The 13,016-nt window shown below is 72.2% G+C and carries 8 protein-coding genes; 6 read left to right on the top strand and 2 right to left on the bottom strand.

Translation table 11 applies throughout. The features are described 5' to 3' along the window. Window positions 1–317: 317 nt before the first annotated feature. From WMF44_RS07735 to WMF44_RS07725, 3 genes are all read left to right on the top strand, one after another. The gene (locus tag WMF44_RS07735; protein ID WP_437298484.1) at window positions 318–1,385 is read left to right on the top strand and encodes a hypothetical protein; all 1,068 of its coding nucleotides are present in this window, start codon (window positions 318–320) and stop codon (window positions 1,383–1,385) included. Between the two features lie 335 nt (window positions 1,386–1,720). Next, the gene (locus WMF44_RS07730; protein WP_437298483.1) at window positions 1,721–2,728 is read left to right on the top strand and encodes a hypothetical protein; all 1,008 of its coding nucleotides are present in this window, start codon (window positions 1,721–1,723) and stop codon (window positions 2,726–2,728) included. Window positions 2,729–3,044: 316 nt separating this feature from the next. After that, window positions 3,045–5,213, top strand: a complete 2,169-nt coding sequence (locus WMF44_RS07725; protein ID WP_437298482.1) for a substrate-binding domain-containing protein — start codon at window positions 3,045–3,047, stop codon at window positions 5,211–5,213. A 30-nt stretch (window positions 5,214–5,243) separates the two neighbouring features. Here WMF44_RS07725 and WMF44_RS07720 read toward each other — a convergent pair whose 3' ends face one another. After that, on the bottom strand, window positions 5,244–6,227 hold the full coding sequence (locus tag WMF44_RS07720) for a LysR substrate-binding domain-containing protein (protein WP_437298481.1): 984 nt from the start codon (window positions 6,225–6,227) through the stop codon (window positions 5,244–5,246). A 126-nt stretch (window positions 6,228–6,353) separates the two neighbouring features. On the opposite strand from WMF44_RS07720, the gene WMF44_RS07715 reads away from it, so the two are divergent. After that, window positions 6,354–9,521 (top strand): efflux RND transporter permease subunit, encoded by a 3,168-nt coding sequence (locus WMF44_RS07715; protein WP_437298480.1) that lies wholly within the window; start codon window positions 6,354–6,356, stop codon window positions 9,519–9,521. Further along, window positions 9,518–10,789 (top strand): efflux RND transporter periplasmic adaptor subunit, encoded by a 1,272-nt coding sequence (locus tag WMF44_RS07710; RefSeq protein ID WP_437298479.1) that lies wholly within the window; start codon window positions 9,518–9,520, stop codon window positions 10,787–10,789. Before WMF44_RS07715 ends, WMF44_RS07710 begins: the two co-directional genes overlap by 4 nt. Before the next feature lie 128 nt (window positions 10,790–10,917). On the opposite strand, the gene WMF44_RS07705 is transcribed toward WMF44_RS07710, so the two are convergent. Further along, window positions 10,918–11,520 (bottom strand): hypothetical protein, encoded by a 603-nt coding sequence (locus WMF44_RS07705; RefSeq protein ID WP_437298478.1) that lies wholly within the window; start codon window positions 11,518–11,520, stop codon window positions 10,918–10,920. A 393-nt stretch (window positions 11,521–11,913) separates the two neighbouring features. Here WMF44_RS07705 and WMF44_RS07700 point away from each other — a divergent pair, with 393 nt between their 5' ends. Next, window positions 11,914–12,885: an STAS domain-containing protein gene (locus WMF44_RS07700; protein ID WP_437298477.1), complete on the top strand. Its 972-nt coding sequence runs from the start codon at window positions 11,914–11,916 to the stop codon at window positions 12,883–12,885. Window positions 12,886–13,016 lie beyond the last annotated feature (131 nt).

Below are 13,016 nucleotides of genomic sequence, written 5' to 3'. Positions count from 1 at the left end.
AGGAATCGGAGACCCGGGATCGGCGTTAGGCTGCGCCGATGTCCCCGAGCCCATCCCGAGCTCCTCGCTTGCGCGCCGGAGGCGGCGCTCTGACCGCCGCGCTGCTCTGGCAACTCGCCTGCACGGGAGGGGCTCCACCGGGAACTCTACCCATGACCGGAGCGCGCCGGTCGCCCGCGCCGCCCCGGCAGGAAGACGCAGCACCACCGCGCCCGCCGCCCGTGGAGCACCAGAGGACGCCTGCGCCGCCGCCAGGGCCAGCCCCGGGTGAAGCGCCGCTTCCAGCCCCGGGTGAAGCGCCGCTTCCACCCGATGTCGTGGCCACGATGCAGGCGCTCGCCGCGCTCGACACCAGCGCGGAAGGCATCGGGCTGAGCGCGCCCCCGGCGGGAGCTCCCGCGCTGCTCCGCGCCTTGAAGGCCGAGCTCCGAGGCGTCGTCGGGCGCGCGCTCGACGCGGTCGAGGGCGCGCCGGCCGCCGCACGCGCCCGCGCGATGGCGGAGCTCGGGCGGCTCGGCGTCCGCCCCGCCGGCGAGGAACGGCGGTGGGGCAGCCTCCTCGACCTCCGCGTCGAGCGGCCCGCGGCGCACCCCGAGCTCCGGGTCGCGCTCCTGACGCTCGCGGTCCCGTGCGGCGAGGACTCGTCTCTCTACGTCTTCGAGCGGGGCCGGGCGGGCTTTCGCCTCGCGCTCGCTCACGAGAGCGATCCGTCGGAGCGGACGTCGGAGGGAAACCGGCTGTCGTACGGCTTCCTGCCGGGCCGACCGAAGGGGCGCTGGGCGCTGGCCGTCTCGAGCGCCGAGTCGTCCTGTGTCTCGCTCTGGAGGACGCTGACCACGAGGGTGCTGCTGGAGGGATCAGACCCGCTGCACCCGCGCGCGGCCTTCGCGAACAGCCTCCGATTCCACATGCCGGCCGGCTACACCCTCGCGGTGTCCGCCGGGGGCTTCACGCTGCGCTGGACAGGCGACCCGACCTTCCTCCCGTGGTACCCGCGCTGGGACGCCCTCGCCGCGCGCTACACGGTGGAAGGCGACAGCGTGCGTCGAGCGCGGCCCCTCGCGCCTGACGCGGAGTCGTTCGTGTACGCCTGGCTCGGGATCGAGTGGGCAGAGGCCGAGCGCTGGCTCTGCCCGGCGGCGTCGCCGTCCGCGGGCGAGCGCTGGCACCGGGAGCTGCGCGCAGCGCTGCCAGGGCTCGCGTCGACACCGCAGCTCGGCGCGTGCGGGGGCCCCGACGGGGAGGATCCCACGAAGTGCGAGGACGTGGAGCTGTGGCTGACGCGCCCGGGCCTCGCCCGGTCCACCGCGACCACCCACGTCCTCCTGGCGAAGCAGGGCGCGGACCGCTGCGTCGAGCGCGTGTTCTCGCGGGTGAAGCCATGAGAGGTCCGGGCGGCGGCTCGGTCGAGAGCAGGATGCTCGCGGCGGCGATCGCGCGACCGGCGCGGCGGCGCCTGCGCGGACTGGCCCTCTCTTGCGCAGCCTGCCTGTCGCTCGCGCTCACGGCGTGCGCGGCCCCCGCGCCCGAGGCGAGAGGACCTCTGGTACCTCGGCCGGCAGCCCGGCCCGCGACGCACGGCGCGCCCGCAGCCCCCGCCGCAGCCCTCCCAACAGCCCCCTCACTCGCCCCCCCAGCGGACGACGCCACGGACCTCGTGAGGGAGGCGCTCGCCCCGTTCTTCGCCGCCCCGAGAACGAGCGCGGCCGACGATCAGGCCATGTGGCTGACCCCGCGGGTGAGCGTGGAGAAGCTGCCGGCGGAGTGCTGGGAGCTGGCGCCGGAGCAGGACGCAGCCGGGCTGGCGATCGTCGCGCTGCACCGGCGCGAGCGCGGCCCCGTCCAGTGCGCTCCGTTCAGCGCGCGCCTCGCGCCGTTCGCCACGTTCGCCGTCGACAGGCGCGCTGGCACCGTGCGCTGGTGGGACGAGGCGGCGCCCCGGCCGATGCGCGAGTTCTTCGCCGCGCGCGAGGAGTCCCTGAGAGCAGCCGTCTCGGCGCTGGAGGAGCGCTTCATCGACGACGCCATCGCCTGGGGAGGCACGACCGCGCTGCGCGTCGAGGGCGAGACGGCCACGCACCTCCATGTGTCCGTGCTCTCGCCCGACGACCGCAAGCGGCTCGCGCGCTTCCGCGTCGACAGGCGCACGCGCGAGCCCTCGTGGGACGACAACGGCGAGCTCCGCGGCTACGCGGCGTTCAAGGCGAGCTGGTACCGGGACCATCACCCGGCGATCACCGCGCTCGGCCAGCTGCTCGAATGGAAGTGGTCCGGGGTCGATTCGCTCACGCTCGAGGCATCCCACGGCCACGCCTTCGATCTCGTCGCCCGGGCCGGGGAGACGTGCTCCCCGGCAAGCCGCATCTGCGCCACGGAGCGATTCCGCGTCGATATGCGGCGCGGCGCGGCGATGTGGCACGACGGCAAGGCCTACGTGCCCATCGAGCGATTTCTTCAGGACCTGGAGCGGAAGGGGCAAAGGGCCGTCCTCCTGGCCAGGGCCTGGGCGCTGAAGCAACGAGGGCCCGCCGGCGCCTCCTGCATCGCCTTCCGGCCCGAGGGCGTCGACAGGGCGAGCGCGCACGTCCGGATGCACCTCGCCCCGCCGTGCAACACCTCCCCGATGCTGATGACGCTGGCCTGGTACTTCGTGGACCTGCGCACAGGCAAGGTGTGCTCGTCCGAGGACGACACGTGCGGTTCGGAGTCCGGGCAGGGGAGACCATGACATGGGCCGGCGGGGCACGGGCCCCATGAGGCCGCCCGCCGCGGCGCCCTTTCGGCGCGCGACAATCGGGGCTGACAAGCATCGCCATCCATCCGATACTCGCGCCGCTTGCCGCACAGCACGGCCATCAGCAGGCGACCGGGAGCCGGACGTGGGGACGCGGGGACGCTGGAGCTCGAGACGACGAGCGCCGGCTCGCGCCGCGAGCGCGCCGCAGAGCGCCATGGCCACACGGGTGTCGCGTGCTACCAGGTTGCGTTTGTGATCGCGCCACGACGGAAGGCGGGCGCTGAGGACCACCGAGGATGCTGCCACCATGTCGCTCGATAGAGCCATCGGCATCATGTGCCCCGACATCTGGGGCAGCTATGTTTGCGAGCTTCTCGGCGGTATCCAGTCGGCCGCCGCGCGCGCCGGATATCGGGTGATCGCCATCAGGGCGTCCCCGCGAGACGTCCACAGGCTGCGGCTCGCGCGAGACCAGGTCGACGGGTGGATCGCGCTCATCGACGCGGCGGAACTCGATCCCTTCCTCGACGACGGCCGGCCCGTCGTGACCCTCAGCGCGCGCGCGAACGATGACGCGCGCTGTCCCTGCGTCCTGCCCGACAACCACGGTGGCGCCCTCTCGGCCGTACGCCACCTGCTCGACCACGGCCACGAGCGGATCGTCTTCGCGGGCCACATGGCGCACGAGGACATCCGGCAGCGCTTCCAGGCCTACCGGGACGCGCTCGAGGAGCGCGGCATCTCGTTCGACCCCGACCTCGTCTTCGATCTTCCGAACAACGAGCGGGCGAGCGGCCGGCTCGCCGTGCGGCGCCTGCTGGAAGAGGGCGTCACCTGCACCGCGATGTTCATGTCGGCCGACAAGGAGGCGCTCGGGGTCCTCGACGCGTTCGCCGAGGCAGGCATCCGCGTCCCCGAGGACATCGCGCTCGTCGGGTTCGACGACATCGAGGCGGCCCGGTACGCCTCGCCGCCGCTGACGACGGTCCGCCAGCGGTTCGACCGGCTCGGCGGGATGGCCGCCGAGCTGCTCATCGACCTCCTCGCCGGGCGGGAGCTCCCCTGCGCGGCGCACATCGCGCCGACGACCCTGGTCCTGCGCCGCTCCTGCGGCTGCTCACCCGCCCCGGCGCAGCGCGACGCGCCCCCGTCGTCCCGCAGCGCCGCGGCGAGCTCCCGCGCGCCCGCGTCGGCCCGCAGCGCCGCCGCGCCGGCCGGCGCGCTCGCGCGGGAGCTCGCCGCGCTCGCGAGCGCCTCGACGGCCCTCGATCCGAGCTCGCCGGCGGAAGAGGTCTGGCCCGGGGCGACGGAGGTGGTCCTCGGGCTCGAGGCGGCCGTCTGGGGCAGGCCCGGCCCCGCTGCCGCGGCGCTGGAGAGGGCCTGGCGAGAGGCCGCGGAGCAGATGCCCGACATCGACCAGCTCCTCGAGATGGTCGACCGGCTGGAGCGGGCCGGCCGGACGATGCTCCGCGGCGCGGCGGACGCCGCCGCCGAGCGGCGCGTCGCGGCGTACATCCGGGCGGCCCGGCGCGCCGTGATGGAGGGCCGGGTCGCGATCGAGGCGGCCCGCGCCGACTACCTGAACAACCTGCTCGACATCAACCTCGTCATCCGGGAGACGCTCCTGGCGGACGCGGGCGGCGGCGGGAGCAAGCTGAGCTGGCTCTCCGCGGTGCAGATGAGCTGGGGCTGCCTCGCCGTGTGGGAAGCGCCCGGGGACACGGCTCCCCAGCTGCGGGTCGTCGAGAGCTGCTCCCCCGGAGCGGCGGCCGCCACGCCGGAAGCGGGCGCGCGCGTCGCGGCCGAGGCGTTCCCGCGCGGCGACTGGCTGCCTGCCGCCGCCCGGCGGAGCGACCACGTCCTCCGGCTCATCCCGCTCCGCAGCGAGGGTGAGGATCGCGGCGTCCTCGCCGTCTGCGCCCCGGTGAGCAGCCCGCTCGGGCTGGATCACCGGGACATGGAGATGTGGGTGGCGATGCTCACCGCGGCGCTCGAGCGCGCGTCGCTGATCGATTCGCTGATCGAGCAGGAGCAGCAGGCGCGCGCCGCCTACGAGCGCGAGCGCGCCCTCGCGGACGACGTGCGCCGGCTCGGGTGCCCGGTCATCCCGCTCGACCAGGGCGTGCTGCTCGTGCCGCTCGTCGGCGCCATCGATCCGGAGCGCGCGCGCCACGTGCTCGAGGTGGTGCTCGCGGAGCTCAGCCAGAAGGAAGCCGAGGTGCTGCTGATGGATATCACCGGCGTGCCCTCCGCCGACATGCAGGTCGCGGGGTCGCTGATGAAGACGACCCGCGCCGCCCTCCTGCTCGGCGCCGAGGTCATCGTCGTGGGGATGCGGCCGCAGGTCGCGCAGGGGTTCATCCGCCTCGGCATCGACCTCCGGGGGATGACGCTCCACCAGACCCTCGGCAGCGCGCTCTCGGCGCTGCGCCGCAGGCGGCAGCCGCTCGACCCGCCGCCGGGCCCCCGGGCCTGAGCCCCCGGCGCGCGCCGCGCCTCGGCTCCGCTACTCCGCTGCGTCCGGCCTCGCCGCGGCGGCCCCGCGGGCACGGCGGCCGCGCTTGCCTTCCCCGGGCTCCCCCGGCGCGCCGCGCGCCGCGCGCGGCTTGCCCTTGCTGACGCCGACCCGCCGCACGAACGACAGGAACTGCCGGAGCGTGGGGGACGCGTCGTCGGCGCGCCACGCGACGAGCAGATCGGTCGACGGCGCCCCGACGATCGGGCGCAGCGCGAGCCCCTTGCGACCGACATTCTTGATGGATTCCGGCAGGATAGAGACGCCGAAGCCCGCCGCCACCAGGCTCAGGATGTCGAGGTGCAGCGCCTCCTGCGCGATGCGCGGGGAGAAGCCCGCGGCGCGGCAGAGCCCCATCACCAGGTCGAAGAAGGCCGACCCGCGCTGGCGCGGGAACACGACGAACGGCTCGCGCGACAGGAGCTCGAGCGGGATGCGCTTCCGCCCGGCGAGCGGGTGATCGGCCGGCAGGGCGACGAGGAGCGGCTCGCGCCGGACGCACTCGGACGCGAGCCGGGCGTCGTCGAGCGGCGCCCTCACGAAGCCGACGTCGATGCGCCCGTCCTTCAGCGCCTCGATCTGCTCCTGCGGCGGCATCTCGCGGAGCGCGAGCTCCACCGCGGGGAGCTCCCCGCGAAAGGTGCGGACCAGCTCGGTGATGCCGCTGTAGGCGAGCGACGACAGGTACCCGACCACGAGGCGCCCTGTCTCGCCCACGCTCGCGCGCCGGGCCTCGTGCACCCCGAGATCGAGCGCGTCGAAGACCCGCCGGACATGGGCGAGGAGCACCGCGCCCGCGGGCGTCAGCTCGACGCGCCGCCGCGAGCGATCGAAGAGCGAGAACCCGAGCTCGGACTCGAGATCCTGGATCTGCCGGCTCAGCGGCGGCTGGGCGATGCCGAGCCGCTGCGCCGCGCGGCCGAAGTGCCGCTCCTCGGCGACGGCCGTGAAGTACCGGAGGTGACGTAGATCCATACCTTGAAGGTATCGTGTGATACGAAAGAATAGATTGGACGAACGTCAAGGGCACCCTAAATGCGGAGCCTGCCCTCAGGCGCCACCCCCGGCCGGGGCGCTCCGGAGGGGGACGGGAATTGGCCCATGTGGCTCGTCCGGATCGCGCTTCAACGCACGTACACGTTCATCGTGATGTCGATGCTGATCGTCATCCTGGGCGTGTTCACCGTCGTCCGGATGCCGACGGACATCTTCCCGGACATCGACATCCCGGTCCTGTCGGTAATTTTCAACTACGGCGGCCTCCCCCCCGAGGAGATGGAGAAGCGCATCGTCAACAACTACGAGCGCTTCCTCACAACCACCGTCAACGACATCGACCACATCGAGAGCCAGTCGCTCACGGGCATCTCGATCATCAAGATCTACCTCCAGCCCGGCGCCAGCATCGAGGCCGCGACGGCGCAGGTCGCGGCGGTCTCGCAGACGGCGATCCGCATGATGCCGCCCGGCATCAGCCCGCCGCTCATCATCCGCTACAGCGCCGCCAGCGTGCCGATCCTGCAGGCCGCCCTGGAGAGCGAGTCGCTGAGCGAGCAGCAGCTCTTCGACTACGCGGTCAACTTCATCCGCGCCGACATCGCCACCATCCGCGGCACGCAGATCCCGTGGCCCTACGGCGGCAAGCAGCGCCAGATCATGGTCGACATCGACCCGCAGCGCCTCTTCGCCTGGGGGCTGTCGCCGCGCGACGTGAACGCGGCGCTCGGGCTGCAGAACGTCATCCTGCCCTCCGGCACGGCCAAGATGGGGGAGAACGAGTACCCCGTCATCATGAACAGCAGCCCCGAGGCGTTCGAGGAGCTCGGCAACCTGCCGCTCAAGACCGTCAACGGGAAGACCGTTTACCTTCGCGACGTCGCGAGCGTGCGCGACGGGAACACGCCGCAGACGAACATGGTGCACGTGGAGGGCAAGCGCAGCGTGCTCCTGAGCATCCTCAAGAACGGGAGCGCGAGCACGCTCGACGTCGCCTCGCGCATCCACGCGATGCTGCCGGCCACGCTGGAGAAGCTCCCGAAGGAGCTCAAGGTCTCGCTGCTCTTCGATCAGTCGGTGTTCGTCCGCGCCGCGGTCTCCGGGGTCGTGCACGAGGCGCTGATCGCCGCGGGGCTCACGGCGCTCATGATCGTGCTGTTCCTCGGGAGCTGGCGCAGCACGCTCATCGTCGTCATCAGCATCCCGCTCTCGATCCTCGTCTCGATCATCGCGCTGAACGCCCTCGGCCACACGCTCAACGTGATGACGCTCGGCGGGATGGCGCTCGCGGTCGGCATCCTCGTCGACGACGCGACCGTGGCCATCGAGAACATCCACAGGAACCTCGGGCAGCGGAAGCCGTTCCTGCGCGCCATCGTCGACGGGGCGCAGGAGATCGCCGTCCCGGCGCTCGTCTCCACGCTCTGCATCTGCATCGTCTTCGTGCCGGTCGCGTTCATCACCGGCGCCGCGCGGTCGCTCTTCGTGCCGATGGCCATGGCGGTCGTCTTCGCCATGCTCACGTCGTACTTCCTGTCGCGGACGCTCGTCCCGACGCTCGTGCGCCTCCTGCTCGAGCGCGAGGCGGCGGAGCACGCGCACGGCCACGCCGCTCCACAGGGCCTCTTCGGGCGCGTCTTCGCCGCGTTCAACCGCGCCTTCGACCGGCTGCGGGCGGCGTACGGCGGGTGGCTCGCCTGGGCGCTCGCGCACCGCGCCCTGTTCGTCGGGGCGTTCCTTGCGCTCGTCGCCGCCTCGGTCGCGCTGATCCCGCTCCTCGGCCGCGACTTCTTCCCGACCGTCGACGCGGGGCTCATCAAGCTCCACGTGCGCGGCCCGCCGGGCACCCGCCTCGAGGAGAGCGAGCGGCGCTTCGCCCGGATCGAGGAGACCATCCGCGGGGCGCTCCCGCCGGGCGAGATCCGCACGATGCTCGACAGCATCGGCATCCCGGCGAGCGGCATCAACCTGTCGCTCAGCGAGGGCGCGCAGATCTCCTCGGCCGACGGGCAGATCTTCATCGCGCTCGCGGAGCACCACCGGCCCACCGCCGAGCACGTCCGGACGCTCCGCGCGAAGCTCAACGCGGCGTACCCCGACACGACGTTCTTCTTCCTCGCCCCCGACATCTCGACGCAGGTGCTGAACTTCGGCCTCGCGGCGCCCATCAACGTCCAGGTGGTCGGCCCGATCGGCAAGGAGGACGAGACCTACGCCGTCGCGCTGAAGATCGCCGAGCGCATGGAGAAGATCCCCGGCGCCGTCGACGTCCACCTCGCGCAGGTGCCGGCGAGGCCGCAGCTCCGCATCGACGTCGACCGCACCATGGCCGACCAGCTGGGGCTCAGCCAGCGCGACGTGGCGAGCGACGTGCTCGTCTCGCTCTCGTCGAGCGGGCAGACGTCGCCGACCTACTGGCTGGACAAGCGCGGCGTGCAGTACCTCGTCGCCGTACAGACGCCCCAGTACGCGATGGCGTCCATCGACGACGTGAACGCCACGCCGCTGTCGACAGGCGACGGCCGCCCCCAGCTCCTGTCCAACGTCGCGTCGATGTCGCGCGCGACCGGGCCGGCGAACATCACCCATTACAACGTCGCGAGGACGTTCGACGTCCAGGCGAACGTCGACGGCACCGACCTCGGCTCGGTCGCGGGCGCCGTCGCGCGCGTCGTCGACGAGCTCAGGCCCGAGCTGCCGCGCGGGACGAGGGTGACCATCAAGGGGCAGGCCGAGAGCATGGACACCTCGTTCACGGGGCTCGGCTACGGGCTCCTCTTCGCTGTCGTGCTCGTCTACCTGCTGATGGTCGTGAACTTCCAGTCGTGGCTCGACCCGCTCATCATCCTGATGGCGCTCCCGGGCGCGGTGGCGGGCATCGCGTGGGTGCTGTTCGTGACGCACACGACGCTGAGCGTGCCCGCGCTCATGGGCTCGATCATGTGCGTCGGCGTCGCCACGGCGAACAGCATCCTCGTCGTGACGTTCGCGAACGACCAGCGCAAGCTGGGCCGCGACGCGGGCACCGCGGCCCTCGCCGCGGGCATGACGCGCCTCAGGCCGGTGCTCATGACGGCGCTCGCGATGATCTTCGGCATGCTGCCCATGTCGCTCGGCCTGGGCGAGGGCGGCGAGCAGAACGCCCCGCTGGGGCGCGCGGTCATCGGCGGTCTGCTCGTCGCGACGCTGAGCACGCTCTTCTTCGTGCCCGTGATGTACAGCCTCCTCCGGAACAAGGCCCCGGCCAGAGACCTGCTCGCAGAGGACCTATGAGCTCCCCCGCCCGCCGCGCCCCTGCCTCCCCTACCACGTCCCCTCCCCCGTCTCCGGGCCACCCTGCCGACGACCTCGGGTTCGATCTGCCGCCGCCCGCCGTGCTGACGAGGACCCGCGGCCTCGCCCTCGGCGTGGGCCTCGTCGTCGTGCTCGGGGCGGCGTTCGCCGCGGCCTACCTGCCCCGCCGCAGCGCCCGCGCCGCGCTCGAGCAGGGCGCCCGGGCCGCCGAGGGCGCGGCCCCGCGCGTGGGGGTCGTCGCGCCGCAGCCGGTGTCGAGCGACCGGGCGCTCGTCCTGCCCGGGAGCATCCAGCCCCTCGCGGAGACGGTCGTCTACCCGCGCGTGAGCGGCTACGTGCGGAGGTGGACCGCGGACATCGGCGACAAGGTCGAGGAGGGGCAGATCCTCGCCGAGATCGACACGCCCGAGCTCGATCAGGAGCTCGCGCAGGCCCGCGCGCAGCTCGTGCAGGCGAGCGCCGGCCTCGTGCAGGCCGAGGCCAACCGCGACCTGTCGAGGTCGAGCGTGAAGCGCTACGAGCAGCTCGTCCCCGCGGGCGTGGCGCCGCAGGAGGAGCTCGAGCAGCGGCAGGGGCAGGCGCACGTCGCCGAGGCGAGCGTCACCGTCGCGCGCGCGGCGATCACCGCGCAGCAGGCGAACGTCCAGCGCATCCTGGATCAGAAGAAGTTCGCGAAGGTCGCCGCGCCGTTCGCGGGGACGGTCACCTCGCGCACGACCGAGCGCGGGGCGCTGGTCACGGCGGGCAACGGGACGCCGCTCTTCACCATCGCGGCGACCGACCCCGTGCGCGTCTTCGTGGGCGTCCCGCAGGACGTGGCGCCCAGCGTGCGGGTCGACGCGCCGGCGAAGGTCACGGTGCGCGAGTTCGCGGGGCAGCCGTTCCAGGGCACGATCGCGCGCACGGCCGGCGCGCTCGACGCGGCGACCCGGACGATGAACACGGAGGTGCGGGTGCCGAACCCCGACGGCCGCCTCCTCGCCGGCATGTACGCGGAGGTCGCGCTGACCTTGCCCACGCCGCACCGCGTGCTCGAGATCCCGGCGACGGCGCTCTACAACGACGCCAAGGGGCTGCGCGTGGCCGTCATCGACCCCGGGAGCAGGATCCGCTTCGCGCCGATCGTCGTCGAGCGCGACACGGGCGCGACGATCCAGGTGTCGACCGGGCTCGACGGGAGCGAGCGGGTCGTGAAGCTCGCGAACGCGGAGCTGAGCGAGGGGATGGCGGTCGAGGTCGTCCCGTGACCAGCCGGCGCCGCCCGCCGCGGGCGGCGTGACGAGGAGGGAGTCCGCCGCGAGGACGGAAAGAGACGACCCTCGATTCGCCTGGCGTCCTGACGATCGTTCGATCCGGACCGCCGTGCCCGGCGGCGCTACTCGGCGAAGTACGCCGGTATGTCGATGAACTCCTGCGTGAACAGCGCTCTGAAGAACTCGATATCGGTGCCGGGCTCCAGATCGAGATAGCGGGTGTACTCCAGCACGGTCTTGTTGCCGCAGGCCCGGGTCAGGTCCCCGAACGCGTAATACTCCTGCATGCCGAGCACCGGCTCGATGAGGCGCACGAGGATCTGGTGCTGCGCCTCGGAGCGGTAGATGATCTCCTCGACGAGCGTGTTGCCCGCCGCGGAGAACTGGAAGCGCGACGGGATCGTCTCCGGGCCCCCGCCGTCCAGCCACATGAACGTCGGCGCCACGTCGGGGAGGACGGCCTCGACGAACCACTCCACGTCGCGGAGCACCGGCCAGACCTCGCCGATCGGAGCGTCGATCAGCACCCGCTGGTAGCTCAGAACCTGATCCTCCCCGACCCTTGTGAGCACGAATACACTCTCTGTGTCATCGTGGCACACGACCTTGCGCGCCGCGTTGTCGGCGGCGCCCGGCGCGCGGTCTTTTGCGGCCGCGTGGCCTGTCCAGAGCAGCGCGGCCATGCAGCTCGCGAGGACGGTCGAAAGGCGGGTGGTGGCTCTCATTGCAAGCTCCTCTCGGTAGAATGCTGCGGAGATGGGCGTCCGCGCGTCGGCGCCGCTTCCCGGGCGTCACGCGCGCTGTCCAGTCCCCGAGGGCTCTCGTGCTCGCGAGCGCGCTGGGCGCTCGCGGGCCAACTCAAGCAGAGTAGCAAGCTCAGAAGTTCGCCGTCGAGCGGAAAACCGACAGCGCCTTGCCCGAGAGCAGGAGACGGCACCGGTCGCGCTGCCGGCCCCGATGAGGAGCAGAATTTCCCACACGGGCCGCTGCGCGATGCCAGAATTTACACCTGGCGAGCGCTCGCATACCATCGCTACAACACAGCACCATCGCTGGCGTGGCCGGCGTTCACCTTGGCTCACGCTCCACGAGCGAGAAGCGAGCACCGACGGACCGGGATGAGAGATCGCATCGGCGTCACGGGGGAAGACAGGGTTGAAGAGACGGCGCCTCTGGACGTCACCCCACCCGAGGGCGCGGAGCGGCGGATAGCCGTGCTGGAGAGGGCGCTGGCGGAGTCGCAGGCGGCGCTGGCGGAGCTGCGCGCGACGCATGAGAGCCTACAGGACATGCTCATGCACGCGCGCACGCCGATCTGCATGTGGCGGGGCGAAGACCTCGTATACTCGCTCGTGAACCCGGCCTACGTCGCCTCCATCCCCGGCCGCCAGCTCCTGGGCAGGTCGCTCCGCGATGTGCTCCGCGAGGTGCTCGGTGAGGAGGCGGCGCGCGGGTTCTGGGATCTCGTGAACGGTGTTTATCGAACCGGCAGCCCGTTCCTCGGCAGCGAGGTGCCCGTGAAGCTGCACGACGCGGAGAACGGCTGCGACGAGCTGCGGTGGTTCAACATCGTGTACGCGCCCGTCCGCGGCGGCGCGGGGGAGATCGTCGGCGTGTGCCACTACGGCGTCGAGATCACCGACCAGGTGCAGGCGCGGCGGGCGGCGGAGGCCAGGGCCGAGGAGCTGCAGCAGAGCGCCGAGCTGATCGCGGCGCAGCAGGAGACGATCCGGGTCCTCGGCACGCCGGTCCTTCCTCTCGCGAAAGGGGTGCTGGCGATGCCGCTGATCGGGCCGCTCGACGCCCGGCGCTCCGAGCAGATCATGGAGGGGCTGCTCCACGGGGTCACGAAGGAGAGCGCCTCGGTGGTGATCCTGGACGTCACCGGCGTGGAGACGATCGACGCGCAGGCCGCGGACGCCGTGGTGCGGGCGGCTCGGGCGGTGCGGCTCCTCGGGGCCCGCGTCCTGGTCACCGGGATTCAGCCGTCGATGGCTCAGGTCCTTGTGCAGCTCGGCGTCGATCTGCGGGGCATCACCACGTACAGCACCTTGCAGTCGGGCATCGCCGCGGCGATGGGCGCGAGCTAAAGCACCGATCACGTTGAAACCCGGAGAATTTTCACAGGGAGGCGGGGAGGCGGGGAGGAAGAAGAAAATGAACTTCTCCCTCTCGCCGTCTCTCGCTCCCCGCCTCCCTGCCTCCCTGTGAAATTCCCTGC

The sequence above is a fragment of the Sorangium sp. So ce426 genome (assembly GCF_051475585.1).
GTDB lineage: Bacteria > Myxococcota_A > Polyangia > Polyangiales > Polyangiaceae > Sorangium > Sorangium cellulosum_B.
Note: the sequence above shows the minus strand (reverse complement) of the source record. Positions and strands in the feature narration are given on the sequence as shown.

Bases quoted from the DNA above. Each gene is read 5' to 3' on its own strand.
- WMF44_RS07720 (WP_437298481.1), bottom strand. From the start codon at position 6,227: ATGGATCTACGTCACCTCCGGTACTTCACGGCCGTCGCCGAGGAGCGG.
- WMF44_RS07725 (WP_437298482.1), top strand. From the start codon at position 3,045: ATGTCGCTCGATAGAGCCATCGGCATCATGTGCCCCGACATCTGGGGC.
- WMF44_RS07715 (WP_437298480.1), top strand. From the start codon at position 6,354: ATGTGGCTCGTCCGGATCGCGCTTCAACGCACGTACACGTTCATCGTG.
- WMF44_RS07710 (WP_437298479.1), top strand. From the start codon at position 9,518: ATGAGCTCCCCCGCCCGCCGCGCCCCTGCCTCCCCTACCACGTCCCCT.
- WMF44_RS07705 (WP_437298478.1), bottom strand. From the start codon at position 11,520: ATGAGAGCCACCACCCGCCTTTCGACCGTCCTCGCGAGCTGCATGGCC.
- WMF44_RS07730 (WP_437298483.1), top strand. From the start codon at position 1,721: ATGTGGCTGACCCCGCGGGTGAGCGTGGAGAAGCTGCCGGCGGAGTGC.
- WMF44_RS07700 (WP_437298477.1), top strand. From the start codon at position 11,914: ATGAGAGATCGCATCGGCGTCACGGGGGAAGACAGGGTTGAAGAGACG.